Below are 26,302 nucleotides of genomic sequence, written 5' to 3'. Positions count from 1 at the left end.
GGCTTGCCGATCATTCCAGATGGCGAAGTTCCCTTTAGCCAGCGCATTTTCGGCGTGCGCCCCACGGTAGCGAGAGCGGCCGATATCGAGGCCGCGGGCACGGTTGCGGGGAATTCGGCGGCTGGCGGCACTGAGGCTGGAGGAGGCGAGGCTGGCGGCGGCGAGGCTGGTGGCGGCGAGGCTGATGGCGGCGAGGCTGGCGGCGCCGAGGCTGGAGGCGCAGAGGCCGGAGGCGCCGCGCCGTTCGAGATGTCACCGGAGGACTTTGAGGCGGCCGTCAGCGATGCCTTGCTCCTGATTCCGGACAAGGCAGCCCGGGCGATGGACAACGTGGCCATCTTCATTGAGGACGATTACACGCCGCAGCCCGGAGACGATCCCGGCATGGTTCTGCTTGGCCTGTATGAGGGCGTCCCGTTGACGGAACGCGGCTCATGGTGGGACGCCGGCTCGCTCCCGGACCGGATCACCATCTTCCGCCAACCCATCCTGGATATTTGCTCTTCCCGACAAGACGTGATCGACGAAGTCGCCATTACGGTGATCCATGAGATCGCCCATCATTTCGGAATCGGGGACGACCGCTTGCACGAACTCGGCTGGGGCTAGGCGGTTGACTCAGGTCAGGGCTGAGCCAGGTCCGTGCTGAGGCAGGTCCGTGCTGAGGCAGGTCCTTGCTGGGGCGGGTCCGTACGGTGTCAGGTCCGCGTTAAACCGCTCCGCTCTGGGGCAGGTCCGCATGAAACCGGTCCGCGCCGTAGGAAGCGGGGGTGTGCACTGACCCCGGTGCGTTTGCCCCGCCGTCAGGCGACCGTGCCAGCGGCGCCGTCCACCGTGATCGTTTGGCCCGACGTGATCCGGGAAGTGGCATCCGGGACCCCGACGACGGCTGGAATCCCGTACTCCCGGGCGACGACTGCGCCGTGCGAGTTTGGACCGCCCATCTCCATGACGAGTCCCGCAGCGGTCAGGAATAGCGGAGTCCAACCGGGGTCTGTGGATGGAGCCACCAGGATCTCTCCCGGTTCCAGATGAGCACCCACGGGGTCCATGATCACCCTGGCCACGGCAGTCACGGTCCCTGCGGATGCGGGAGCTCCCCGCAGCACGTCGTCGGACCCCGAGGATCCGGGTTCCGGGATGTCGTTTTGCCGGGCGCCCCCGCGTTGGGCGCTTGCCTTTGATTTACCGCCGTTCCGGCTACCGGACGGCAACGCTTCGGGTTCAGTCCCGTCGGAAAGCAACACCCTGGGCACATGGCGGCGGCGCATTTCCAGCTCGTATTCGTCCCGGCGCCGAGCCACGAGTTCATGGAGGTCAGTGCCGTCCAGGCCTCTGTGGGCGTCGTTGAAATCGAGGAAGAAAACGTCCGAGGGGTCGTCGATCCTTCCCGCCTCTGCGAGCGCTTCTCCTACCAACGCGAGTTGGGACCGGGCAGCGGCCAAAGCAACCACGAGGTTGTATTTCGGGAACTCGCGCAGCCCGGAGAACATGCGGGTGCGCTCTAGTGCGGCTTTCACAATCTTGGCGTGGAAGGCGCTCTTGGACCGCGCCCTTGCCACCAGGACGGCAGCCTGTTCCTCGGCGTCGTGCGCGGCTTTCTCAAATTGTTTGTCCGGAGCGAGCCGGGGGTCCTCGAGGCGCAAGTAGTTGATGAGCACGCCGATGATGTGGGTGGGGTCATCGGACCAGCGGGCCATGCCGAGGTCGATTTCCGCGACTGCCCGGTGCCCGTAGCGGCTCAGGAAGTCTTCGAGTCCGGTCTGGGCGACAGTGGGCAGCCGGCCTTCACGGTACTTTTGCACGAGGGCGGCGGGATCTGTGCCAGCGAAGGCTCCGGCGGACTCGGTATCATCCCGGATGAAGGTTGCAAGCTGCCACAGCGCAAGGTCCATTTCCGTGGTGACATTGTTGGGCAACCCACGGATGATGGTCTGGAGCTCGTCCCAGGAGGCTTGTTCACCGAGGAGTTTCCTGACAATTCCCATGGTTGCGAACCCGACCACAACCGGTGGCAGGGTGTTGGGTATGACAGGGAAGAGTTCCTTGCCGAGGATCCGCTCGACGTGGCCAATCCTCTCCCGCGGAGAGGCATCCGCAGGAACCGCCAACGCGGCCTTCAATTCCGCGGCGACGTTATTGACGCGTTCAAGCGCTTCCTTCGGCTTGAAAATGGCTCGGACAAGGGTCTCCGGGACGCGGTAGCGAAGCACGATAGGGGCCACGTGCTTGATGAGTTTCAGCGGCGTCTTGTTCGTAACGGCGAAACGGGAATCATCAAACAGCGCCCGCATGACGGCGGCCGAACGGGACTCCATGAAGTCGAAGGCCTTCGGGACAATCGCGCGGCCTACGGTGCTTCGCAGCGGAGTGGCGAGATCGAAATAGATCCGCATTCCGGCTTCGTAGTATGCCGAAGGGCCGTTCCGCGGTTCAGGGACCTGGAAACCCGCCGTGCGCGCCACTGACGCAGCAAGGACCCTGATAGCGGCGAGACCCATAGGGGTAAGCGGGCGCGTGAGCCCCTGCGCAAGACTGAAACACAAGTACGCGTGCGGACCTGGGGTTGCGCTGTTTCTATCCGGGTTTGGGCGGGTGTAAACCGGGTTTGGGCGGGCGGTGCTTGAGCGAGGAGCGTTCGGACGGACTGGGTGCGGGCGGACAGGTTGCGGACGGACAGGGTGCGGGTAAAGCGTCGTGATGGGGCGCGCCTGGGTGAGCCATAGTTTTCCGTCGCCGTCCACGGCCCATTCGATGTCCTGCGGCGAACCGTAGTGTTCCTCCACACGTTGCCCCACGCTTGCCAGGGACCTGATCTGGGAATCGTTCAGGCAAGCGGTTTGGCTTGGCGAGCCCAAGTCCGAGTCCGGAAGCGACGGTGCGTCAAGGCGTTCGGTGCCGCCCCCAGGGAGGGAACGAATCACGAGTTTCCGGTCTCCGAGCCTTCGCTGCGTGATCCTGCCTGTAAGCGAATCCACCACGAAGTGGTCCGGGTTCACGGCGCCTGAGACCACTGCCTCACCGAGGCCGGGGTTGGCGTCGATTACTGCTTCGCGGCGACGTCCCGTAACGGGGTTCGCAGTGAAGAGGACGCCTGCCGCCTCCGCATCCACCATGAGTTGAACAACGACGGCGAGGGTCACCGCGGCGTGCTGGATTCCGTTGCTGGCCCTGTAGCTGACAGCCCGGTCCGTCCATAGGGATGCCCAGCATTTTCGAACGGCGTCGAGAACAGCCTCGGCACCCACAACGTTCAAGTATGTGTCCTGCTGCCCCGCGAAACTCGCAAAGGGCAGGTCCTCGGCAGTCGCGGAAGACCTGACGGCCACCGCGGCATCCGAACCGAGCCCCGCGTAAGCCGAGCGGATGGCTTGCTCAATTTCCATGGGCATGCCGGACTGGAGCACCGCGTTCCTGGCGCTGGCCGCGAGCACTCCCAGCCGCTCAAGGTCGCCCGGCTCGGCGGACTCGAGCTCGTGGATTATCTCCGAGAGCGCGCGGGTCGTGTTGCCCGAAGCGTCCGGTCTGGCGCCCGGCCCGGATTCCTGACCACCGGCGTCGTGGTTTTCGTCCACCTGCAGTGCGTGCCGGTACGCCTCGGTACTGAGGCAAAATCCAGGCGGAACCGGAAAACCAGCCCACGCCAGTTCGCCAAGGTTCGCCGCCTTGCCGCCGACCTCGGGAAGCATGGCAGCCCGGACCTCGCGTAATTCGAGGATCAAGCGCGGCGCGGTTCGTGATGCCGGCTCAGGCCCCGACCCCGCCCCGGGCTTGGACCCCGGCTCCGACTCCGACTTCGACTCGGACCCCGAATTTCCCGTGATCATTGCCGCCCCGTCCCCCGCCGCCTGCTCGTTACCCTGGGCCTACGCCGCGCCGAGCATGGGACCGAACTTTGGGCGGTCCTCAAGCCTCGGATCATCACGGTCAGGAACAACGAGCACTGGGCCCTTGGCGTGGTGCAGGATGCCATCCGAGGTTGATCCGAGGAGCATTCCTGCGAAACCCCCACGGCCGCGCGTGCCGACCACCACAAGTTCAACGCCACGGCTGACCTCTACAAGCACCTCCACCGGAGAGCCGTCCAGCAATTGCGTTTCCACCGGCAGCTTGGGGAAATGGCTCTTGAGCCAGGCCATGCCAGCTTCAAGTTGAACCTTGATATCCCTGAAAAGCGCTTCCCTGTCCAAGGGAGCAGGAACCCAGGCGAGGGATCCGCTGTATTCCGGAACGGCGCAGATGACGCGCAGCTTCGCTCCCATCCTCTGGGCTTGTTCAGCGGCCTCCAAGACGGCAATCCGGGCCTGCTCCGAGCCATCCACGCCCACGGCCACCACGTTCTCGATCACATGGGGGCCGGACTTGGCACGCTCTGCCTTGATGTGCTTGTCCTCGGTGCTTTCGCCCAGGCGGTCCGAGCAGAAAAGGGGCACGGTCACTGTTGGGCACTTCGAGTGGGCAGGGAGTGCGCTGCTGACCGATCCCAATAGCCTGCCGACGAATCCGCCCCGCCCGCGCGTACCGAAGACGAGGAGTTCGGCCGATTCGGACAGATCCAGCAGCACGCCGGACGCGTCGCCGTTCTCGACTGAGCCATCGACGTCGATGGCGTAGCCGGAAACTTTCTCGAGCGCTTGCTTGACGATTGCTTCGGCACCGTCCCGTATGACGGAATCGTCCACTGTTGCGTATCCGCCGTCCAAGCCCGAGGCCGCGAAAATCGGAACTGAGTATGCCGTCACGACGTGGAGCGGGATCTGCCTCCGCTCGGCTTCCCGCGCGGCCCAGACGAGGGCGCATTGGCCATGCTCGCTACCGTCAACGCCAACCACAATTCCGCCAGGGGCGATCGATGGCTCCTCCCCGTTGCCTTCGGCGTCCGGGTGATGGCTTTCAGAGTGTTTGCTGTGCTGGTCCATGGGGCCTGCCTCCTCGCACTACTGGCTGATGTTGCGGCTATTCTGCCAGAGGCCGTGCCCACAACGTGCTTTCCTTACACCGGCGTGAGTTGCGGCCTCCAATGATCACTATTCTCGTTTGCAGAAGCCGAATCAAGCCGGAATCAGCGTATGTGGATAACGCTTGGAACACCTTCGAAACAGTGAAATCCCGGGGTGAAAAAAGCGTTCGCAGACATGCCGATGAGAGGGCTATCCAGCACACGATTTCTTCTGTAATGTTCGAGGCACTGATGACGGTGACCGTGTTTTCCAACACGCCAACGGCCTTCAGTCGCGACCGCTTGGGGACTCGGACGCTGCCCCTGTATTGCCTTGGGTAATGCACTTTTCAAGGAGGAGCCAAGCTGTGTCAACCATGCCTGCTGCGAGGACGGAACGCACCACCACGGTAGTCATTGGCGCCGGCATGTCCGGCCTGGCTGTAGCCAGCGAACTCAGTCGCTATGGAGTGGACGCAATCGTTGTTGATGGCCTGTACATCACGGGAAGCACGCAGCCGCCCGCTACGGGCCTCCTTCCGCGTTGCGATGCTGCCGACGTCGCGTGCCTCCAGGAGCGCAGTGAAATCCTGAGGCACTTGCGGAACTATGCCACGAGCCACAGCCTGGACGTCCGGAACACCACGCGGGCCGTCCGCCTGGACCGCGTGGATGAAACCGCCGTCGAAGGCTCGGTAGCCAGTGTCTCGATGCAGGACAAACCGGCTTCTGATTCACACCAATGGGCTGTCCACACGCCGAACGGCGTGCTCCTCGCCGACCACATCGTCGTTACCCGCTGCGGGCAGAGCCAGTTGCGGCGGATGCTTGCCGATCTTGGTATCGCGATTGGCCAGAACTTCGTGGCAGCCATGCGTGCGATCGGAATGTACCTGGTGGGCGTCGGCGAACTCGCGACCCCCACGCCCAAAGAGGTCCTTCGCCAAGCCAAGGTAGTGGGCCAAGCAATTTCGGCCAAGGTGCACCCGGACAGCGTCCATGCAGCCCACGTCGGGGTCTTCGCGGCGCTCCCGACCCTCGCCTAGAAACCCACCGCCACCGGCGCTTGTTTCCGGTACCAGCGCTAGTAGCTCCGGAATGCGAAACAAGCTCCGGACATCGGGACCGGACATTATGGCCAGCGCCTGGCCTAAGCCCTAGTCGTCGTCCGTCGTGTCCCCTGCGCCACCAGCTTCAGCGTCCCCGCTTCCCGCGAGCTTGCGCCGCGCGGTGACTCCCAGGAACACCAGGAGCCCTGCGGCGACCACCGCGAGCCCGACGATGCTCCAGGGGAAAGGCTGGGAGGCGTCCGGGGCTTTGTCCGGCGTGGTGGTCGAACCCGGGGCGAGCGTGCCGGCGGTGGGCACCGCGCCAGATCCGGTGCCTTCGGAACTGCCGGCCGACGTCGTACTTCCGGTTTTCGCCGTGAACGTGAAGGTCCCCTCGATGGGATGCGAATCCGAGCTGACAACCCGCCAAACCACTGTGAAGGGGCCGGCGGGGGCGCCCGGCTTCAGCTTTTGCGAGACGACGGTGTCCACGATCTCGACCGAGCCGTCGGCCCAGTTCTGGCCGGTGGAGTCCTTGACCTGAATCTGAGATCCAAGCACGAGGGGCCGGTTGTTGAAGGTGATGGACACGGAATCGGGCACGCTATCAACAGTTGAACCGTTGGCCGGCGAGGTTGATTCGGCGACGTCGTGCGCCAGGGCGGGTGCGGCGGAAAACAGCACAGCGGAGAAAAGTACCGCGGTGACAGCAATGACGGCGGCCAGCAACTGGCGGATAGGGCGCATGGGCGAAGGACTCCCTTTTGTTGGATTCCTTACAGAGTAGGCGAATTTGCTGGGTGTCCGCTGTCACGGGCATAGGATTTGAGAGCACACTTCCCCGATCCCCGGAGACCTCCATGCTCAAACAGGGCTCAGCCATCGATCGCTACTTCAAGATTTCGGAACGTGGATCCACCTATTCCCGCGAAATCAGGGGCGGGTTCGCAACGTTCTTTGCCATGAGCTACATCGTGGTCCTGAACCCGTTGATACTCTCGGGGGCGGACTCCTCGGGTCACTCCCTGGGTTTCCCCGCCGTCGCAGCGACCACCGCGTTCATTGCCGGCATCCTGACGATCCTCATGGGCGCGTGGGCCAAGCATCCGTTCGCGGTGGCCACCGGCCTGGGCGTGAACGCGTTCGTGGCCGTCACGGTTGCGTCCCATCCCGGCCTGACGTGGCCGGACATGATGGGGCTGGTGATGCTTTCCGGCTTGACCATGCTGATCCTGGTGCTCACGGGCTTCCGGACTGCCGTCTTCAAAGCCGTGCCCGAGGCCCTCAAGACGGCGATCGTGGTGGGCATCGGCCTCTTCATCGCGTTGATCGGCCTGGTCAACGCGGGGTTCGTGCGCCGCGTCCCCGACGCCGCCGGCACCACAGTCCCCGTCAGCCTCGGCGTCGACGGGAAGCTCCTTGGCTGGCCCACACTGGTCTTCGTCTTCGGACTCGTGCTGACGATCGCGCTCGTGGTCCGCAAGGTGCGCGGCGCAATCCTCATCGGCATCATCGCTTCGACAGCCCTGGCCGCCGTCCTTGAGTTCACCTTGCACATCGGCCCGAGCTTTGACGGGAAGAACGTCAATCCCCGTGGCTGGTCCCTCGTGGCGCCCAAGTTCACCCAGTGGGCCGCCCCCGACCTCTCCCTGATCGGCAAGGCGAACCCAGTCGGCGCGTTCCAGCACCTCGGCTTCATCGCGGCCGCGCTCCTCGCTTTCGTGATCCTCCTGAGCATCTTCTTCGACGCCATGGGAACCATGGTGGGCCTCGCCCGCGAAGCCGGCACTGTGGACAAGCACGGAAACATCCCGAACGTGGACCGTGTCCTCCAGGTGGATGCCCTCGGCGCGATCATAGGCGGCGGTTCGTCCGTGTCTTCCAACCAGATCTTCGTGGAGTCGGGTGCGGGCATCGGCGAAGGCGCCCGGACCGGCCTGGCATCGATCGTGACGGGCTTGCTGTTCCTCGTGGCGATGTTCGTCACCCCGCTCATCAACCTGGTCCCCTTCGAGGCCGTCGCGCCCGCTTTGGTTGTGGTGGGTTTCATGATGGTGTCCCAAGTGAGCAAGATCCACTGGGATGACTGGGCCCTCGGGATTCCCGCCTTCCTGACGATCGCACTCATGCCGTTCACCTACTCGATCGCGAACGGCCTGGGCGCGGGATTCATTTCCCACGTCCTGATCCGCACGTTCCAGGGCCGCGCACGCGAAGTCCACCCGCTCATGTGGGCCGTGGCTGCCGCTTTCCTGCTGTTCTTCGGCATCGGTCCGGTCGAGGAAATCCTGGGCGTCAAGTAGGCCTTTCCGGGATACCGGACACCCTCGGCGCCCACGCGGTGTATTTCGGGCCGGCAATGCGCTGAGCTTGAACTATGTACACCGCGCTGCCCGCTATCGACATTCCGCCCACCCCCTGGACCGGCCGCAACGACGGCGACGGCGACGAACACCGCCGCTGGTGGCAGGCGGTGGCTCCCCACAGCAGCGGAAACGCGGGCACGGGCTCCCGGCCCGCCGTCGTCGTGGGCTTCCGCAGCGACGAGGGGGTGCTGCGCAACAAGGGACGCGTTGGCGCGGCAGCGGCGCCGACGGCGATCCGCAATGCACTCGGTCCGCTCGCTTTCCACCTGGAACGGGACGTGTTCGACGCCGGTGACGTGGCGGTGGATGACGGCTCGCTCGAGGCGGGCCAAGACCGTGCAGGCCGCGTGGTTTCGGAACTGCTCGACGGCGGCAACCTCACCGTGCTGCTGGGCGGCGGGCACGAGACCGCCTTCGCCAGCTATCTGGGCGTCGCGGGTTCGGAAGCTGTACGTTCAGGCAAGCGGCTCGGCGTCCTGAACCTCGATGCGCACTTCGACTTGCGTGACGAGCCGGTGCCGAGCTCGGGCACGCCGTTCCTCCAGATGGCCCGCGCCGAAGCCGCCGCCGGGCGCGAACTGAACTACGCCGTCGTCGGGATCTCCGAACCCAACAACACGCGGACCCTTTTTGACACGGCAGGCCGCCTGGGCGTGAAGTACCTTTTGGACGAGGACTGCTCTGCGCAGGCCGCGCACGAATTCGTCGCGCGGTTCCAGGAGGGCGTGGACGTGGTGTACCTGACGATCGACCTCGACGTCCTCCCGGCGTCGGTGGCGCCCGGCGTGAGCGCCCCGGCCGCTTATGGCGTGCCGCTACCCGTCATCAGCGCGGTGTGCAAGCAGGTGGCGGCAAGCGGAAAACTCCTGCATCTGGACGTGGCGGAGCTCAATCCCGAGTTCGATATCGACTCGCGGACCGCCAAGGTGGCGGCGCGGCTGGTGAACACGCTGCTCGCGTAGGCACGCTTACGCACCTCCAAGGGTGACGACGGCGTCGAGGTCCAGTTTGCTGACCGACGTCCCGATCCGGAGCCGATACTCGCCGGGCTCATACTGCCAACCATTGTCCCAATAGGCCAGCAGGCGCGTGGGCACATTGAGCGTGGCGGTGACGGTTTCGCCCGCCCCGGCAGTGACCGGGACGGACGCGACAAGCCAGCGAACCGGCCGGTCCACGGCGGAATCGGGCCGTTCGGCGTACACCTGCACCACTTGCTTACCGTGACGGGAACCCGTATTGGATACCGTCACGGCGAGCGGCACAGCAGAGCCGGCATCGGCAACACCGCCAGCGATCTCGACGGCGTCAAGCGCCCACGTGGTGTACCCGAGGCCGAATCCAAATTCGTAGGCAGGTTCCGCGCCGGTTTTCAGCCAGGCCCGGTAGCCGATATGGATGCCTTCGTCGTAACTGAGCTTGCCTTCGGCGTCCGGTGTGGTGTTGAGGACGGGCACGTCTTCCTGCGTTGCCGGCCACGTGGTGGGGAGCCGGCCGCCCGGTTCCGCTTCGCCCGTGAGGATGTCCGCGAGCGCCGTCCCGAATTCCTGGCCGCCGAAGTAGGTAAGGAGGATCGCGGAGACGTCCTGGCGCCAGGGCATCAGGACCGGTGAACCGGAATTGACCACCACCACCGTGCGCGGATTCGCTTTGGCCACCTCGTGCACCAGTCGGTCTTGCAGGCCGGGCAGTTCCAAGGACGTGCGGTCGTAGCCTTCCGATTCCACGCGTGAGTTGGTGCCGACTACGACGACGGCGACGTCGGCAGCCCGCGCGGCCGCAACGGCGTCGGCGATCAGCGCTTCTGGGTCCGAAACATTGGTTTCCAGGCCTATGGTCACCGCCAAGGCGTTGGCGAGGGCGTCATCGCCGTGGCCGAGGTCGAGTTCCACCATGACCTCAAGCGGGGTGCCTGCGGTGGCTTCGACGCGCACCGATGCCGAGGGCGGAGCGAGGAACGCCGCACCCAGGTCCGTGCCGCTCGCTTCGATACTGGCTTCGTGCAGGAGGACACCATCCACGAAGATCCTGCCGTGCCCCACGGTAGCGAACCCGAGCTGGATGTGGCCGTTGTTCTCGGGCGTGTAGAAGGTGTGGAATCGGACCATGGCCGATTCCTCGATGGGCACGTCGCCGCCAAACCAGACCAAGGCAGTGGAGCGGCGGTCCTCGGCGAACAGTTCATTGCCTGTGGAGTCGTAGAACTGCACGCGCAGGCCCGGCCCGCCCGTCACCGGGTTCCTGAGTTGCGCGAGGGGCAGTTCGGCGACGCCCTCCTGCACCACCGCGCCCACGCTGTACGTGACGTTTTCCGCCCCGAAGGCTGCCCGGATTCCGTCCAGCGGGGTAACGATTTTCTCCGGAACCACCGTTGCGGACCCGCCGCCTTGGGTCCTGGCGTGGAGGGCGTTGTGCCCTATCACGGCGAGCTTCACCGCCGACGCCGGGACCAGCGGCAGCACGCCGTCGTTCTTCACCATGACGGTACCGGCAACGGACGCTTCGCGAGCGAACGCGAGGGGGTCTTCGCGGTCCATCGGTTCGGCGGCCACGGGTTCGAAGCCTTCCAACGCTCCCACCCGGGCCGCGAGTTGCAGGATGCGCAGCACCTTCCGGTCGACGGCATCCTCGGAGACCTCGCCGTCCTTGACTGCCGCCACGAGCGCGGAACCCCAAGGGCCGTCCGGGCCCGGCATGACGAGGTCCTGTGAATGCCTGGCGCTCTCGAGGCTGCGAACCGCGGTCCAGTCGCTGACGACAACGCCGTCGAATCCCCACTCGCTGTTCAACGGCGTTTCCAGGAGCTCATTCTCGGTGGCTGTGGTGCCGTTGATCGAGTTGTACGCACTCATGACGAGCCAAGCGTGCGACTCGACGATCGCTTTCTCGAACGCCAGGAGGTACAGCTCCCGCAAGGGTCGGTCCGCCACGAGCGCGTCAATGGTGAAGCGGTCGGTTTCGGAATCGTTGGCGACGTAGTGCTTGGGCGTCGCGCCCACGCCGTTGCGCTGCACGCCCGCCACATACGCCGCGGCGAGCTCCGCCGTCAGGACCGGATCTTCGCTGAACGCCTCGAAGTGCCGGCCGCCCAGCGGCGAGCGGTGCAGGTTGATGGTGGGGCCAAGAACGACGTCGACTCCCTTGCGTCGCGCTTCGACGGCGGAGGCGGCGCCCAGGCGATCCGCGATCGCGGGATCCCACGAAGAACTGATGGCCGTCGCGGAGGGGAAGTTCATGGACGGTTCACGCTCATCCCACAGTTCGCCCCGGACGCCAGTAGGACCGTCAGAGAAAAGCATCCGGCGCAAGCCGATCTTCTCAAGGGGCCATGTTGTCCAGAAGTCCCGGCCAGTGAGCAACCGGACTTTCTCCTCGAGGCTGAGCTGGGCAAGGAGGGCTTGAAGCCGTACGTCCGTGCCCGCTTCGAGCCGGGCGTCCGTGCCCGTCTCCGTGGGAGTTTCCATGGCGGCGTTCTTCCTGGCTTGGCGTATGTAGCGAGGCTGCCCCTGCGCAATTGCTCACGAGGTTAGCACTGAACGCTTTTCAATCAAGGCCGCAGCGGAGCACCAGTTCGGAGGTCGCACGGGTTCACAGTGCGCAACGCCGCGACACCGGGCGAAAGGCGGCGAAACCATTGTTGGCCCGGCCCGGACGGGCTGCCTACCCTCGATGCACGTGGTGTACCCAAGAGGCCAGGGAGCTGCCTGCAAAGCAGCGCACGCGGGTTCGAATCCCGCCACCACGTCTCTTTTGGCGTGTGGGCCGATACTGCGGCGAGCTGCTACTACTGCGAGCTGCTGGCTGCGTCGTAGCCGGCAAGGAGCCGCCGCGAAGCCGTGCCCATGTGCGAGACCATCGCCTCGGTGACGAGTGCGGGATCGCGGGATTCGAGGGCTTTGAAGATGGCGCGGTGCTCCGCGAGGGCCGCGGCGGCGTGGCCCTCGTCGGTCAGGGCCCGGTCCACCCAGATCCTCAGGAGCGATCGGATGCTCTGGAGCAATTCCTGGAGGACCTGGTTACCGGAGGCCGAAGCTATTTCCTTGTGGAACGCGGCATCTGCCTCGACGAACACCGCAAGGTTGTCGAGTCCGGACTCCATCGCATCGAGGTCGGCCCGCATGCGCTCCAACGCCTCATCACTGATCCTGGTGGCTGCCAACTGGACGGCCTGGACCTCCAAGCCGCTGCGCAATTCGACCAACTCGCGCGTGCGCGGCTCACCCAGCATGAGTCCCCAACTGAGCGTGCGCGGCAAAAGTTCGGAGACGCCGTCGCGCAGGTAGGTCCCGGACCCCGGCCGGACGATCACGATCCCGAGGATCTCCAAGGCGGCCAGCGCTTCGCGCACCGCAGAACGTCCGACGCCGAGCGAAGCCGCCAGCTGCCGTTCGGCAGGTAGGCGCGTCCCGGCCGCGATGTCGCCGCTCGTGAAGTACGCAAGCAGCCGCTCCGCAACCTCGGAAACGACGGAGCCGTGCTCCATTGGTGCAAGGGCTGCCGTGATGTGGGCCGCTGCGGCCGCCGAATTTACTGACACATTCACAGCGTAGCAACCGGATGACCAATTTCGCCTGAATTGAGTATCAGTCAACCGGTTGACCAATTTAGATTTCGGTCCTATGGTTGAAGTCACACGTTCACGTCGCCGGGTACCACCGGCAAAGTCACGAGCCAACCCGTCACCTCCAGTGCAGGAGCCACCGGGATACCCAATACCAAGGAGTCAATGTGGACACCACGCAATCAGTGGTCGAACGCTCGACAATCAAGAAGGTCGCGATCCGGCTGGTGCCGTTCGTCGCCCTGATGTTTTTCATCAATTACCTGGACCGGACGGCCATTTCCTTCGCCGGTCCCAACGGAATGACCAAGGACCTGGCGCTTTCCGCTGCGCAGTTCGGCTTTGCCTCCGGTGTCTTCTTCATTGGCTACATCCTGCTGGAAGTCCCCAGCAACCTGGCCCTCCACAAGTTCGGAGCACGCCGCTGGCTTGCCCGGATCATGGTCAGCTGGGGCATCGTCTCCTTGCTGTTCACCTGGGTGGGCAACGTGGAACAGCTCTACATCCTCCGCTTCGCCTTGGGCGTGGCCGAGGCCGGCTTCTTCCCCGGCGCCATCCTCTTCCTGAGCCTCTGGGTACCGGCCAAGCACCGCAGCAAGATCCTCGCCCTCTTCTACTTGGCACAGCCCCTGACCACCGTGGTAGGCGCTCCGCTTGCCGGCGCATTGATCCAGCAGCACAACGTCTTCTTCGGCCTTGAGGGCTGGCGTTTCATGTTCTTCGGTGTAGCCATCCCGGCCATCCTGATCGGCGCGATCTCGTGGTTCTACCTGGCCGACTCCCCCGCCAAGGCCAAGTGGCTGACTTCAGAGGAAAAGACCTGGCTGATCGGCGCCCTCGAGAAGGAAAAGGCCGCGACGGCGGACACGGGCAAGCACGCAAGCGTCCGGACCGTCTTCGGAAACGGCCGCGTCTGGATGCTGTCCGCCATCTACTTCGGCTTCATCTACGGCCTCTACGCCCTTGGCTTCTTCCTGCCCACCATCATCAAGGGCTTCGAGACCCAGTTCGGTTCGAAGTTCGACGTCTTCCAGCAGGGCCTGGTCACGGCAATCCCCTACCTCCCCGCCGCCGTCGCCTTGTACTTCTGGTCGAAGGACGCCACCAAACGCGGCGTCAAGACCTGGCACATCGCAGTTCCGGCCCTCACCGGAGCGATCAGCATCCCGCTGGCCTTGTTCGCAGGCTCTCCGGCTGCGACGATCGCCGTCATCACCATCACGGCCATGTCCATCTTCGCGGCCCTGCCAAACTTCTGGACCGTACCCACCCAGTTCCTCACCGGCGCCGCAGCCGCAGCGGGAATCGCGCTGATCAACACAGTAGGCAACCTGGCCGGCTTCAGCGCGGGCTACATCACCGGCTGGCTCAAGGACTGGACCGGCAGCTACACGGTACCGATGTTCGTGGTCGGCGGTTTCATGCTCTTGTCCTCGATCCTCATGGTTGTGCTCAGCCGCCGGGGAAAAGCGCCTGAGGGGCTGCCCGCAACGGAAATGGACACCGCAGCCGCCGGCAAGCCCGCGCAAGGCTGATCCAGCTTTCCTCCACCCCCTACCCAAGCCTTTCCGCACACTGTTTCCAGGAGTTCCGCATGACCCGTTTGTTCAATGAGCCCTCGGCTTTTGCTGATGAGATGATCGAGGGTTTCGTCGCGTCGCATGGCCGCTGGGTCCGTCGCGTGCCGGGCGGGGTGGCCCGCAGCACGCGCAGCACTCCGGGGTCGGCTGCGTTGGTGATCGGCGGCGGGTCCGGGCATTACCCGGCGTTCGCCGGCCTGGTCGGGCAGGGCCTGGCCCATGGTGCGGCGATGGGGAATTTGTTCGCGTCCCCGTCCGCGCAGCAGGTTTACAACGTGGCCAAGGCCGCGGACAACGGCGGCGGCGTGCTGCTCGGTTACGGCAATTACGCCGGAGACGTGCTGCACTTCACCCAGGCCCAGGACAAGCTCCGCGCCGAAGGCATCGCGTGCCGCAGCATCGCCGTCACGGACGATATTTCCTCCGCACCGTTGGCCGAGAAGCACAAGCGGCGCGGCATCGCCGGTGACCTGACGGTCTTCAAGGTCGCCGCCGCGGCAGCCGAGGCCGGCTACTCCCTGGACGCCGTGGCCGGGATCGCCGAACGCGCGAACGAACGCACCCGCTCCTTCGGGGTCGCGTTCACCGGCTGCACCCTGCCCGGCGCCCCCGAACCCTTGTTCACCGTTCCGGCCGGGCGGATGGCCGTGGGCATGGGCATCCACGGCGAGCCCGGCATCGGCGAAACAGCCATCCCGACGGCGGACGAACTCGCCGAGCTGCTCGTCAAGGACCTCCTGGCCGAGGTCCCCGACGGCCTGCAGGTGAAGGGCGCCCGGGTGGTGCCGATCCTCAACGGCCTGGGCAGCGTGAAATACGAAGAACTGTTCGTGGTTTACCGCCGCGTCGCGCAACTCCTGGCCGAGGCCGGGATCGTCGCGGTGGACCCGCAGGTGGGCGAGCTCGTCACGAGCTTCGACATGGCCGGCACCTCCCTGACTCTCTTCTGGCTCGACCCCGAGCTCGAGGCCCTCTGGAACGCCCCGGCCGACGCGCCCGCGTTCCGCCGCGGCGCCGTCACCGCCGAAGCGCTCGACGCCGACGAACTCGCCGCTGCTGCCGAGCAGACCACCGTGATCCCGGACGCGTCCGAGGACTCCCGAACGGCAGCCACGGCAGTGCTGGCCGCCCTCCACGCGGCGAAAGCCGTAATCGACTCGAACGTGGCCGAACTCGGACGCATCGACGCGATCGCCGGGGACGGTGACCACGGCATCGGCATGGAACGCGGAATCCACGCCGCCACAGCGGCCGCGGCAGACGCCGTCGAACGCGGTGCCGGTGCCGGAACCACGCTCGAGCTGGCCGCGGACGCCTGGGCCGACAAAGCCGGCGGGACCTCCGGCGCGCTGTGGGGCATGGCCCTGCGTGCGCTCGGACACGCCGTGGGGAACACCGAGCGGCCCACTGCGGAGGCCGTCGCGGCAGGGGTGGCCGAAGCGAAACGCTCCATCATGGACTTCGGCAAAGCCAAAGTCGGCGACAAAACCCTCGTGGACGTCCTGGCCCCCTTCAGCGACGCCCTCACCGCGGCCGTGACCGACGGTTCCCGGTTGCGGGACGCCTGGGGCACCGCGGCGACGGTCGCCGAACAGGCCGCCGAAGCCACCGCGACCCTGCTGCCCCTCATGGGCCGGGCCCGCCCGCACGCCGAAAAAAGCCTCGGCACCCCCGACGCCGGCGCGGTCTCCATGGCCCTGATCATCCGCGCCACCCACAACACCCTGACCGACACCACCGCAACGACCCTTCTGAAGGAGAACGCATGAGCGCCGCACTGCGTCTGGTCATCGGATCCGACGACGCCGGATACGACTACAAGGAAGCCCTCAAAGCCGACCTGCAAGCCAACCCCCTGGTCGAATCCGTGACCGACATCGGCGTCGACGCCGCATCCCACACCCCCTACCCATCGGTAGCGGTCGCGGCCGCGGAACTCATCGCCGCGGGCAAAGCCGACCGTGCCCTGCTGATCTGCGGCACCGGCCTCGGCGTCGCAATCGCCGCGAACAAAGTCCCCGGCATCCGCGCCGTCACCGCGCACGATTCCTTCTCCGTCGAACGCGCCGTCCTGTCCAACAACGCCCAGGTCCTCACCATGGGCCAACGCGTCATCGGACTCGAACTCGCCCGCCGCCTGGCCAAGGAATGGCTCAACTACACCTTCGACGAAAGCTCCGCGTCCGCCGAGAAAGTCGCACTCATTAAGGACTACGAAGGTGTCACTTCCTGCTAACACCCGCACCGCAAACCACGACGGCGGCACCCGCGCCGGTGCCGGGGGCGCCGGTGCCGGTGCGCACCGCCCCGGCGCGGTCATCGGGGTCAGCCTGAAAATGTACTTCGGCTACCAGCGCTCGGTGGACTACTGCCGCGAGATCGCCACCCTCGCGTTCAAGCACCCCGCGGTGGTGAACGACGACATCGAGCTCTTCGTCCTCCCAGCCCTGCCCGCACTGCCCGAAGCGTCCCGCATCCTGGGCGCGGCCGGCGTCGGGACCGGGGCACAGGACATCTTCTGGGAAGACGAAGGCCCCTACACGGGCGAAACCGGCGCGAAGACCATCGCCGAGCTCGGCGGACGCTACGCCGAAGTCGGGCACGCCGAACGCCGCCGGATCTTCGGTGAAGACGACGCGATCATCGGGTTGAAGACCGCCGCCGCGTACCGCAACGGCCTCACCCCGGTGCTCTGCGTCGGCGAACCGGCCGCCGGCTCGGCCCAGGAAGCGATCGCGCACTGCACCGCCGCGATCGACGCCGCCCTCAACCGGGCAGCGACCCTCGGCCCCGCAGGACGCACCATCGTGGCCTACGAACCGCAATGGGCCATCGGAGCGCCCGAACCGGCCACCCCGGACTACATCAGCACCGTGGTCCGCGGCCTCGACGAGCACCTCCGCTCCCTCCCCGGCCAGCACGACAGCCGGGTCATCTACGGCGGCAGCGCCGGACCCGGGCTGATCACCGAACTTGACACCGCCGTCGCAGGCTTGTTCCTGGGCCGCTTCGCCCACGACCCCGCCGCACTGGCCACCATCCTGGACGAAACCGCCGCCCGGATCGCGGCTGCCAAGGAGGTGGCAGCATGAACGGCACCGGCCAAAGCAAAATCGGGCAGGCCAGTCGTATTGGATTGAGCAGCTACGCGTTCTTCTGGCAGCTCTCGGACGCCGTCTCGGCACCGCTGAGCATCCACGACGCCTTGGAGCGCACCGCGGCAATGGGCGTGGACCTGTTCCAGATCTGCGATTACACACCCCTGGAACACATGAGCGACGACGAACTGGGTGCCGTCCGGGCCACCGCGGACAACCACGGCATCACGCTGGAGATCGGCACCAAAGGGATCCGCCCCGAACACCTGCGCCGCTTCCTGCACATCGCACGGATCCTCGGCGCGGACCTGCTGCGGACCATGTTCAACGTCCCCGGCCACACCCCGAACAACGACGAAGCCACCGCGATCTTCACCGAAGTGCTCCCCGAGTTCGAAGCAGCCGGAGTGCGCATCGCCGTCGAAACCTACGAACAAGTCCCCACCGAACGGATCCTGGACGTCATCCGGGCCGTCGACAGCCCGTACCTGGGCATCTGCTCCGACCCCGCCAACACCGTCGCGGCACTGGAGATGCCCCGCCAGGTGATCGACGCCGTCGAGCCCTACGTCCTGAACATGCACATCAAAGACTTTGCGTTCAGCCGCAAACAAGGATGGGTCGGATTCACCTACTCCGGCGCACCCCTGGGCGAAGGCCTTCTCGACTACGACTACATGGCCGAAAAGATCCAACCCAAGCAAAGAAACATCAACCAAATCGTCGAACACTGGCTGCCATGGCAGGACACCGAAACGGACACCATCCGCCTCGAAAACCAGTGGACCAAGCAAAGCCTCGACTACCTCAGGAGCAAATGAAATGTCAGCAGAACAATTGACCGTGGCCGTCATCGGAGCCGGTGGCAAGATGGGGATGCGCGTTTCCCGCAACCTCCAGAAGTCCAACCACACCGTCACCTACAGCGAGAACTCCCCCGCCGGCCAGGACCGCGTCCGCGCCGAAGGGCGCGAGATCACCGCGACCGACGACGCCGTCAAGGGCGCCGACGTCGTGATCCTCGCCGTCCCGGACACTGTCCTGGGCCTCGTCTCCGAAGGCGTCGTTCCCCAGATGAAGTCCGGTGCGATCCTGCTCACCCTGGACCCCGCCGCCGCCTACGCCGGGCTGCTGGCCAAGCGCGACGACGTCGTCCAGGCCGTCGCGCACCCGTGCCACCCGTCCGTGTTCCTGGAGCGCACCACCAAGGAAGAATGGGCCGACACCTTCGGCGGCGCAGGCGCACCGCAGAACGTCGTCGCCGCGATCGACGACGACGCCCCCACCGCTGCCCGCGAAGCCGCCGAAGCGACCATCCGCACCATCTACGCACCCGTCATCGACGTGCACTGGGTCACCGTCAAGCAGCTCGCCATCCTCGAACCGACCCTCGTGGAAACCGTCGCCTGCATGATCGGCACCCTGCTCAACGAAGCCCTCCACGAAACCGTGCACACCGCAGGCGTCCCCGAGGAAGCAGCCAAGGCCATGCTCTTCGGCCACGTCCAGATCGCCCTCACCAACGCCCTGCGCGGCTCCAACCCGTTCTCCGAGGCCTGCGAGATCGCCATCCAGTACGGCAAGGACACCATCATCAAGGACGACTGGAAGAAAATCTTCGACGACTCCGAACTCGACGGCGTCATCGCCAAGATGCTCAAACTGGACGCCGTAAAGCGCTAAAAGCCAACGCGGGGTCACCTACGGCCCGTTGCGGTCAGCAACATGGGCCGTGAGTGACTCCGCGTTAAGGTCCGCGATGGAAGCCTCGAGGAATCCCTTGGTTACACAGCCCCGGGAATTTGCCTTGAGGATTCCCAGGCCCGCTTCCTCCGTGAGCACTGCGCGGAGGGCATCGGCTACCTCGCGGCTGCTGATTCCTGGTTGGATCAGCCCGAGCAGTTTCGCGGTAGCGTCGAGACGGCCCCAAAGGTAGTCGTTTTCACGCCAGTCCTTGCGCAGGAACGCGGCGAAATGCCCCAGTCCAGTGCCCTTCAGCTTGGGGCCGTCACTTGTGATTGCCCCGTCTTCAGGGCTGATCCGGCTGATTTCGATCCGCTTGGATTGCCGGATTTCAGACAAAGCGAGAATCGGATAGACCATGGCGTCCCACAGAGGGTAGCCGGCGTACCCTTCCAAGAGCCGCTCCGCCTGGTTCGCCTTGCTGCGTGGCCACGCCCTAAGCAGCCCGCTGAATTCGTGCCAAAATGCCGCGTCCTCGCTCGCGCATGGGTATTTCAGGCTTGCGAGGAACGAATCGAGGGATTCCATGTTTTCGCTCGCGAATCCGTGGGGGTCGAGCGCCGCCGGTTCCATGTTGGCACCGCGGGCAAAAAGGGCAGCTCCGGTCTTCGCCGCGCTGTTCAGCGTTCCCGGCAAGGCGTGAAGCGATTCCAACGCGTCGTAGACGGCGGTCTTCGCGGCGTCCACCAGGGCTCTTTCGGCGCTGTCCGGCCCGTCCTCATATAACTTGTTTAGTTCCTGGATGAGGAAGCGGAGCCGACGTTCCTGGTAGGGCACGTCGTAGTCGCCGAAAAAGCCCTTCAAGCCGTCAATACCGAAGTTGGCGTTTTTGCCCTTCTGCAGCGCCCATGCCCGGAGGACCTCCCGGATGAATGCGGCAACGCTTGATTCCTCGGAGTATTTGAAGATCTTGGTGACCGCTTTGCCGAGGTTTACGGCGATCGCTTCCAAGCGGAGCTGAAGATAGCCCTCCAGATTTTTGCCCATCTCGGTAGCAGCCAACCGTGCGAGATCGTCTTCGACGAAGCAGACGTCTTGGTACTCGGTGGTGCTGGTTACCCTTTGCCCACGATCGTTCAGTACTTGCTTGATCCTCGATTCGAGGCCTTTCGTGAGGTCGCTGATCTGTTCAATACGCGCGTTCCGGTGCCGCAATCCGATCAGTCCCTCCAAGATGGACTGATGCGCGGGAATCGCAGTTGCGCCCGCCACCATGCTCCCGGGCCAGCTCGGGAGGCGCACCTTACGGTTCGGCAAAGGGGGAACGGGATGGGGATCGATGTAGACGAGGTAGCGCTCAACCTCTGTGTCCGCACGCTTGTGTTCTATGGCCTTGATGGCATGATCGAACGGGGCGTTGTCCAGGACGCCGCCGTCCATGAACCAGGTCTTGCGGGGGTCGTCCCCCCATCCCCTGTAGTCGTCGAAGAAGTCCTTCACGAACTTCCTCGTCTTGAATGGCGTCGAGTCCCAGCTGTCCCCTGTTTGGGCGAATGCATTGAATGCCTGGGCGAATCCTTCAATGGTCACCGGTGGAAACCCGCCGGGGAAACTGGACGTCGTACGGGCGGCGAAGGCCAGTACGGGATTGCCGTCCCGCTCGAACTGGTTCTCCGCCGGAGCTCCGGAGACAGCCGTGAAGTGCATTACGTGGCGGTGCGACACATCCTGGAGGATCGTTCCGCCGGGATGAAGCACCAAGAAGCGCTTGTGGCCGGCGCCATCGGTAATTGGGACGAAGAGGTCCAACGACTGGCCCCGGGGAATGAGCGGTCCTGTAGTTATCGGTGGCGCGTTGTCTATCGCCTGGAGGCTGCGGCTGACCAATCCGACCATTCCTGGTCCGTCCAGCGGAGCGGCGTCGGACGTGAACACAAGCCTTCCAACGAACTCCACGAGGCGAAACCACACGTCCCCGAATCCAGCCATGAGGGTCCGGACATCTGCCTGGTTGAGCCAGAGCTTCTTGAGCGGTTCGAGGGACCGGCCGATCGCTATGGCCTTCGCCAGGAACAAGCCGTCGAGGCCGCCTGCGGAAGTACCGGAAACGATATCGACAACCACCCTCGGCCGGGCGCCCTGATGGTTCTTCGCGCTTTCGCGGAGTGCCTGAACATAGGCGTAACGGGTTGTTTCCGGCGCGATGTCCTGTGTTTCGCCGGACTCGAGGAGCCGCGAGGCGATGACCAGTTCAAGGATCTCACGCGTCACCCCGTACATATAGACGGCCAGGGACACGCCTCCGTAGCACACCAGTGCTAAGCGGATTTCCCTCATTGGACCAGCGGCACCGGGGCGCCCGTCAAGCTCAGCTGCCGGGCCGCCGTCGGACGCGCCCCCACTCGGTCGGGCGCGGGGCAACCACCTCCGAAGGCTGTGCTTCCGCATCCAGGCCATTGACGATCCCGCTCTGATGAAGCTGAACAAAATCCGGCGCGCACGGGACAAAATCACGAGCGTAGCGGCTTAAATTTCACCCCGCCGGCGTCGGCTGTCAAGGCCAACGCCTTTGCGTTCTTGAGGCCAAGAAGGCGCTTCGGGAGGTTTCCAACACACTTATCCTGGCCGTCGCCGTGCTCGCCGTTCAACCAACGGGCAATGCGACGACATCTTCGCTTAATGTCGGATATTCCGTGAATTCACACCGCGCTCGAACATGACGTGGGGGTCCGCGTGCTGGAGGGCCGGTGCCCTACTATGGCCTCGGCGCGACGTCGTCACGCCCATGTCATTAACGCAGGGAGCCAGGCCGGCCGCGAACACCGGTCAACAGATATCGCCGCCCGCAGCCTCGTTTGCTTGAGGCGCGGCAGGCGGCTGGACGGCGGAGGTATTGCATGCACGTGGTGATGGTGGCCAGCGAATGCGCACCGGTGGCAAAGGCCGGGGGCTTGGGCGATGTGATTTTCGGGCTGAGCCGTGAGCTGGAGCTCCGGGGGCACGAGGTGGAGATCGTGCTGCCTAAGTATGCGGGCATGCGGCACGAGGATGTGTGGGGGTTGGCAATCGACTACCACGACCTTTGGGTGCCGTGGCACGGGGATGCGGTCCATTGCACTGTTTGGTTCGGCTACGTGCACGGGCGGAAGTGCTTTTTCATCGAGCCTCACTCGGACGAAGGGTTCTTCGACCGGGAGCTCATGTACGGTTACCACGACGACGTCGACCGCTTCACGTTCTTCTCCAAGGCCGCCATGGAGTACCTGTACAAGGTGGGGAAACGCCCGGATGTGATTCACTGCCACGACTGGCAGACGGGACTGGTCCCGGTGCTTTTGTATGAGCAATACGGGCATGTGATGCCCCACCAGCGGGTGTGCTACACCATCCACAACTTCCGCCATCAGGGTTTGACCGGCCCCAAGGAGCTTTGGAGCACCCAGCTGGGCCGGCCCGATTATTTCCTGGACCGTGTCCGGCTCGGCGACGACCACCAGTTCCAGGCGGTGAATTTGATGAAGGCAGGGGTGGTTTACTCCAATTTCACCACCACCGTCTCACCAAATCATGCCGACGAGGCCCGTTACGGCGACGGCGGGGACGGGTTGGGGCCAACCCTGTCGACACATCAGGCCAAGTTCGGCGGGGTACTCAACGGCGTGGACTACGACACCTGGAACCCGGAAATCGACCCGTTCATCCCCGAGCGGTATTCGGCGGAGTGGATCGACGGCAAGTACGCCGCAAAGAGACGGCTGCGCGAACGGCTCTCGATGCGGGACGCTTTCAGTCCGATCGTTGCCTACGTGGGGCGTCTCGACAGCCAGAAGGGTGTGCACCTGGTGCATCACGCCCTGTTCTACGCCCTTGAGAAGGGTGCGCAGTTCGTGCTCTTGGGTGACGGCCTGGACAAAGAGATCAACGGGCACTTCCGGCATCTCAAGCACTACCTCAATGACAACCCGGACTGCCACCTGGAGATCGGATACAACGAGGAACTGTCGCACCTGATCTACGCGGGTGCGGACATGCTCGTGGTGCCGTCAATGTTCGAGCCGTGCGGCCTGACCCCGATGATCGCCATGCGGTACGGGACCATCCCGGTAGTGCGCGGGGTGGGCGGCATGGTCGACACAGTCTTCGACCGGGATTTCTCGGACCGTCCGGACTGGCAGCGCAATGGATACGTGTTTCACCAGACCGACAACGCCGCCGTCGAATCGGCGCTGGAACGGGCGTTCGGGCTATGGTTCGACTTCCCCGGCGAGTTCCGCCAGCTGATGCTCAACGCGATGCGCAGCGACTACTCCTGGGCCCGCCCGGGCCAGGACTACGTCAACATCTACGACCACATCCGCCACAAGTAGCTCAACCCGGGAAGGAAGCCAAATGGACGCGATGGACGAGTATGTGGACGGCCTGCCAAACATCTGCGGGGAGGAGGCCATGATCGCGCGGGCGATCGCAGCCAGCCGGGAACAGCGGGCGTTCAACAACAACATGGATCCCGCCCGGCTGGAGAGCGGCTTCGCCGCGGCACTGCATATGCACCAACCGTTGATACCCGCAGGCGGGCAGGATCTGAAAAGCGCGGCGGTGATCTCGAACCTTGCGTGGATGATGGACAACCCGGACCAAGGCGACAACCACAACGCCCCGGCGTTCGCATGGTGCTACAAGCGCATGGGTGAGTTCATCCCGCAACTCCTCGAGCGGGGCCTGTCACCCAGGGTGATGCTGGACTACTCGGGCACCCTGCTGCACGGAATGCGTCAGATGGGACGCGATGACGTTTTTGACGCGCTAACCAGGATCACCTGTGAAGATCCTTCGCGAGGTGCCGTGGAGTGGCTTGGATCCACCTGGGGGCACGCCGTGGCCCCCTCCACGCCCGTCCAGGACTTCCGGCTGCACGTACGCGCCTGGCAGCACCACTTCGCCGCCATCTTCGGCACCGAGGCGCTCGGCAGAGTTCGAGGTTTCTCGCCGGCCGAGATGGCTCTACCAAACCAGCCTGACGTCGCCTATGAGTTCGTGCGCACGCTGGTTGAGTGCGGCTATGAGTGGGTTATGGTCCAAGAGCACACCGTCGAACAACCCGACGGCCGTCCCTTGGACCGCCCGCATCTTCCGCACCGGCTCACCTGCACCAGCTCCAGCGGTGAAACCGCCACGATCACCGCGATCGTCAAAACGCAGGGCAGCGACACAAAACTTGTCGGCCAGATGCAGCCCTACTACGAGGCCAAGGGCCTCAGTCGGCTGCAACTGGGGGGCCGGACGGTCCCGCCGCTGGTCACCCAGATCGCAGACGGCGAGAACGGAGGGGTGATGATGAACGAGTTTCCCCCCAAGTATTTTGAGGTCATGGCCGAATCTTCCGGATCGTCCACGCCCGCCCTGAACGTTTCGGAATATCTCGAAGCCCTCACCGCCCTTGGTGTCGAGCCGGTGGACCTGCCGCCGATCCAGCCGGCGGGCCAGCACCGGGTCTGGGAGCGGCTCGCTCCCGGCGAGGGACCCGAGCGGCTCAAAGAAGTGATCGACCGGCTCTCGGTCGAGGACGGCGGATTCCATATGGACGGCGGCAGCTGGACAAACAACGTCTCCTGGGTCTCGGGCTATGACAGCGTCCTTGCCCCGATGCAGCGGGCCAGTGCCCTTTTCAACGAGCGATTCCTCAAAGCCGGGGTGCCGAGCAACGATCCCGCCTACCGGCGGGCCCTGTTTCTCCTGCTCGCTTGCGAGACCAGCTGCTACCGCTACTGGGGCCAGGGCATCTGGACTGACTACGGCGCCGAGCTCGCCCGCCGAGCGATCGAAGCCTGCGAGGCCGCCTGATGGCCGGGCAGATCGACTTCGCGCTGGTGCTCAACCTGCACCAACCTGCCGGCAACCTCGAGCACCTGCTCGAGACCGACCCCTGGGCGGCCCGAGAAATCCTCTACGCCCTCGACCGGATTCCAAGGTCCCTCTGGCCCTACGAGGACATCGGCCGGGTCCACCTGTCGATCTCAGGAACCCTGCTCGAGACCCTCGCGGACCCTGCCTTCCAGTCCCGGGTGTATGGGATGGTGGACTGCGGATCCCTGCTTTGGCACTTGCAGAACACCGCCATCATCGACGTCCTGGCAACCGGCTACCACCACCCCGTCCTGCCACTCATTCCCGCGCACGACTGGCCCGATCACCTGCAAGCGTGGCGCCACATAGGCCAACGGATCTTCGCCCGGCCCCACACCGGCGGCTTCTGGCCACCCGAGATGGGCTTCACTATGGAACTCATCCCCCTGCTGCAGGCAATGGGCTACCGCTACGTCCTCGTAGACTCCAACAACGTCGAAGCAGTCGATGCGATGCGCTGGGACGAGCTGCGCTACCGAACACATGTCGCGCGCCACGCCGGCGCCGAGATCACCGTGGTCGTGCGCGACAGGGAACTCTCCGACGCCCAGGAGTCGGGGATGGACCCTGACTGGTTCATCCGCGAGGTCAAAGCCCGCACCCGGCACTGCGAGTTCACGCCGTTGGTCACCACCGCCACCGACGGCGACAACGGTGGATGGTTCAGAAACACGACCGACGGCGCAAACTTCTGGACTGCCTTCTACCAGCCGCTCCTCGAACGCGCCCGCGGCGGCACCGCTGGCGGGATCACCCCCGCCTTCATCGGCGACCACCTCGACCGCCACCCGCCCTACGGCGAAGTCCGGGTGCGCGACGGGGCCTGGAACACCGGCTGGCACGACGGCAGCGGCTTCACCCAATGGACCGGCAGCCTGGCCCAGCGGGACGCCCTCCAACGGGTCCGGCAGGTCAGCGAGCAACTTCATACAGCCGCCAGCCGAGCCGACTCTTCCAGCCCCGGCCTCGAGCAGGCCCGCCGCCATCTCCTCCAAGCCCAGACCAGCTGCAACTTCTTCTGGGGCGAAGCCTGGCTGGGTCGCTGCCATGACCAACTCGACCAAGTCGCGGCCATCACGACTGCACCACCTGTAGCGCCGGCCACAGGGGCAGGCTAGTGTG

19 protein-coding genes and 1 tRNA gene are annotated in these 26,302 nt (G+C 65.0%); 14 read left to right on the top strand and 6 right to left on the bottom strand.

What is annotated here, in order from left to right; genetic code table 11:
* Positions 1–249 precede the first annotated feature (249 nt).
* Positions 250–609, top strand: coding sequence for a metallopeptidase family protein (locus ABCW42_RS01375; protein WP_423184768.1), 360 nt, complete (start codon positions 250–252; stop codon positions 607–609).
* Between the two features lie 194 nt (positions 610–803).
* Here ABCW42_RS01375 and ABCW42_RS01370 read toward each other — a convergent pair whose 3' ends face one another.
* Positions 804–3,689 carry a PEP/pyruvate-binding domain-containing protein gene (locus ABCW42_RS01370; protein WP_423184767.1) on the bottom strand — a complete coding sequence of 962 codons (2,886 nt, stop codon included), beginning with the start codon at positions 3,687–3,689 and terminating at the stop codon, positions 804–806.
* A 177-nt stretch (positions 3,690–3,866) separates the two neighbouring features.
* Positions 3,867–4,919, bottom strand: a complete 1,053-nt coding sequence (locus tag ABCW42_RS01365) for a universal stress protein (RefSeq protein WP_423183188.1) — start codon at positions 4,917–4,919, stop codon at positions 3,867–3,869.
* Positions 4,920–5,316: 397 nt separating this feature from the next.
* On the opposite strand from ABCW42_RS01365, the gene ABCW42_RS01360 reads away from it, so the two are divergent.
* Positions 5,317–5,985: an FAD-binding protein gene (locus ABCW42_RS01360; protein WP_423184766.1), complete on the top strand. Its 669-nt coding sequence runs from the start codon at positions 5,317–5,319 to the stop codon at positions 5,983–5,985.
* A gap of 111 nt (positions 5,986–6,096) precedes the next feature.
* Here ABCW42_RS01360 and ABCW42_RS01355 read toward each other — a convergent pair whose 3' ends face one another.
* On the bottom strand, positions 6,097–6,735 hold the full coding sequence (locus ABCW42_RS01355) for a copper resistance CopC family protein (protein ID WP_423183187.1): 639 nt from the start codon (positions 6,733–6,735) through the stop codon (positions 6,097–6,099).
* Positions 6,736–6,848: 113 nt separating this feature from the next.
* On the opposite strand from ABCW42_RS01355, the gene ABCW42_RS01350 reads away from it, so the two are divergent.
* Positions 6,849–8,291, top strand: a complete 1,443-nt coding sequence (locus ABCW42_RS01350; protein WP_423183186.1) for an NCS2 family permease — start codon at positions 6,849–6,851, stop codon at positions 8,289–8,291.
* Positions 8,292–8,365: 74 nt separating this feature from the next.
* Positions 8,366–9,316, top strand: a complete 951-nt coding sequence (hutG, locus tag ABCW42_RS01345; RefSeq protein ID WP_423183185.1) for a formimidoylglutamase — start codon at positions 8,366–8,368, stop codon at positions 9,314–9,316.
* Positions 9,317–9,322: 6 nt separating this feature from the next.
* On the opposite strand, the gene ABCW42_RS01340 is transcribed toward hutG, so the two are convergent.
* Positions 9,323–11,818, bottom strand: a complete 2,496-nt coding sequence (locus ABCW42_RS01340; protein ID WP_423183184.1) for a beta-glucosidase family protein — start codon at positions 11,816–11,818, stop codon at positions 9,323–9,325.
* 210 nt (positions 11,819–12,028) lie between these two features.
* On the opposite strand from ABCW42_RS01340, the gene ABCW42_RS01335 reads away from it, so the two are divergent.
* Positions 12,029–12,099 (top strand) — tRNA-Cys (locus ABCW42_RS01335).
* Between the two features lie 39 nt (positions 12,100–12,138).
* On the opposite strand, the gene ABCW42_RS01330 is transcribed toward ABCW42_RS01335, so the two are convergent.
* A complete protein-coding gene (locus ABCW42_RS01330) occupies positions 12,139–12,891 on the bottom strand; it encodes a FadR/GntR family transcriptional regulator (RefSeq protein WP_423183183.1) in 753 nt (250 codons plus the stop codon).
* 191 nt (positions 12,892–13,082) lie between these two features.
* Between ABCW42_RS01330 and ABCW42_RS01325 the strand changes: the two genes are divergently transcribed.
* The 6 genes from ABCW42_RS01325 to ABCW42_RS01300 are packed head-to-tail and all read left to right on the top strand — an operon-like array spanning position 13,083 to position 19,276.
* Positions 13,083–14,450: an MFS transporter gene (locus ABCW42_RS01325; protein WP_423183182.1), complete on the top strand. Its 1,368-nt coding sequence runs from the start codon at positions 13,083–13,085 to the stop codon at positions 14,448–14,450.
* 59 nt (positions 14,451–14,509) lie between these two features.
* On the top strand, positions 14,510–16,264 hold the full coding sequence (locus tag ABCW42_RS01320; RefSeq protein ID WP_423183181.1) for a dihydroxyacetone kinase family protein: 1,755 nt from the start codon (positions 14,510–14,512) through the stop codon (positions 16,262–16,264).
* Positions 16,261–16,731 (top strand): ribose-5-phosphate isomerase, encoded by a 471-nt coding sequence (locus ABCW42_RS01315; RefSeq protein WP_423183180.1) that lies wholly within the window; start codon positions 16,261–16,263, stop codon positions 16,729–16,731. Before ABCW42_RS01320 ends, ABCW42_RS01315 begins: the two co-directional genes overlap by 4 nt.
* Positions 16,715–17,587: a triose-phosphate isomerase family protein gene (locus ABCW42_RS01310; protein WP_423183179.1), complete on the top strand. Its 873-nt coding sequence runs from the start codon at positions 16,715–16,717 to the stop codon at positions 17,585–17,587. Before ABCW42_RS01315 ends, ABCW42_RS01310 begins: the two co-directional genes overlap by 17 nt.
* Entirely contained in the window at positions 17,584–18,414 is an 831-nt protein-coding gene (locus ABCW42_RS01305; RefSeq protein WP_423183178.1) for a sugar phosphate isomerase/epimerase family protein, read from the top strand. The genes ABCW42_RS01310 and ABCW42_RS01305 overlap by 4 nt, the downstream gene beginning before the upstream one ends.
* A 1-nt stretch (position 18,415) precedes the next feature.
* Positions 18,416–19,276 (top strand): phosphogluconate dehydrogenase C-terminal domain-containing protein, encoded by an 861-nt coding sequence (locus ABCW42_RS01300; RefSeq protein ID WP_423183177.1) that lies wholly within the window; start codon positions 18,416–18,418, stop codon positions 19,274–19,276.
* A gap of 18 nt (positions 19,277–19,294) precedes the next feature.
* Here ABCW42_RS01300 and ABCW42_RS01295 read toward each other — a convergent pair whose 3' ends face one another.
* Positions 19,295–21,574, bottom strand: coding sequence for a patatin-like protein (locus tag ABCW42_RS01295; RefSeq protein ID WP_423183176.1), 2,280 nt, complete (start codon positions 21,572–21,574; stop codon positions 19,295–19,297).
* 599 nt (positions 21,575–22,173) lie between these two features.
* Here ABCW42_RS01295 and ABCW42_RS01290 point away from each other — a divergent pair.
* From ABCW42_RS01290 to ABCW42_RS01280, 3 genes are read left to right on the top strand one after another with little or no spacing between them, the layout of a single operon-like run.
* Entirely contained in the window at positions 22,174–23,643 is a 1,470-nt protein-coding gene (locus tag ABCW42_RS01290; protein WP_423183175.1) for a glycogen synthase, read from the top strand.
* Positions 23,644–23,665: 22 nt separating this feature from the next.
* Positions 23,666–25,117, top strand: a complete 1,452-nt coding sequence (locus tag ABCW42_RS01285; protein ID WP_423183174.1) for a glycosyl hydrolase family 57 — start codon at positions 23,666–23,668, stop codon at positions 25,115–25,117.
* Entirely contained in the window at positions 25,117–26,298 is a 1,182-nt protein-coding gene (locus tag ABCW42_RS01280) for a hypothetical protein (RefSeq protein WP_423183173.1), read from the top strand. The genes ABCW42_RS01285 and ABCW42_RS01280 overlap by 1 nt, the downstream gene beginning before the upstream one ends.
* The last annotated feature ends 4 nt before the right edge of the window (positions 26,299–26,302 follow it).

This window comes from Arthrobacter sp. NyZ413, from assembly GCF_049390645.1.
GTDB lineage: Bacteria > Actinomycetota > Actinomycetes > Actinomycetales > Micrococcaceae > Arthrobacter.
This window is presented reverse-complemented; position numbering and strand designations above follow the sequence as displayed.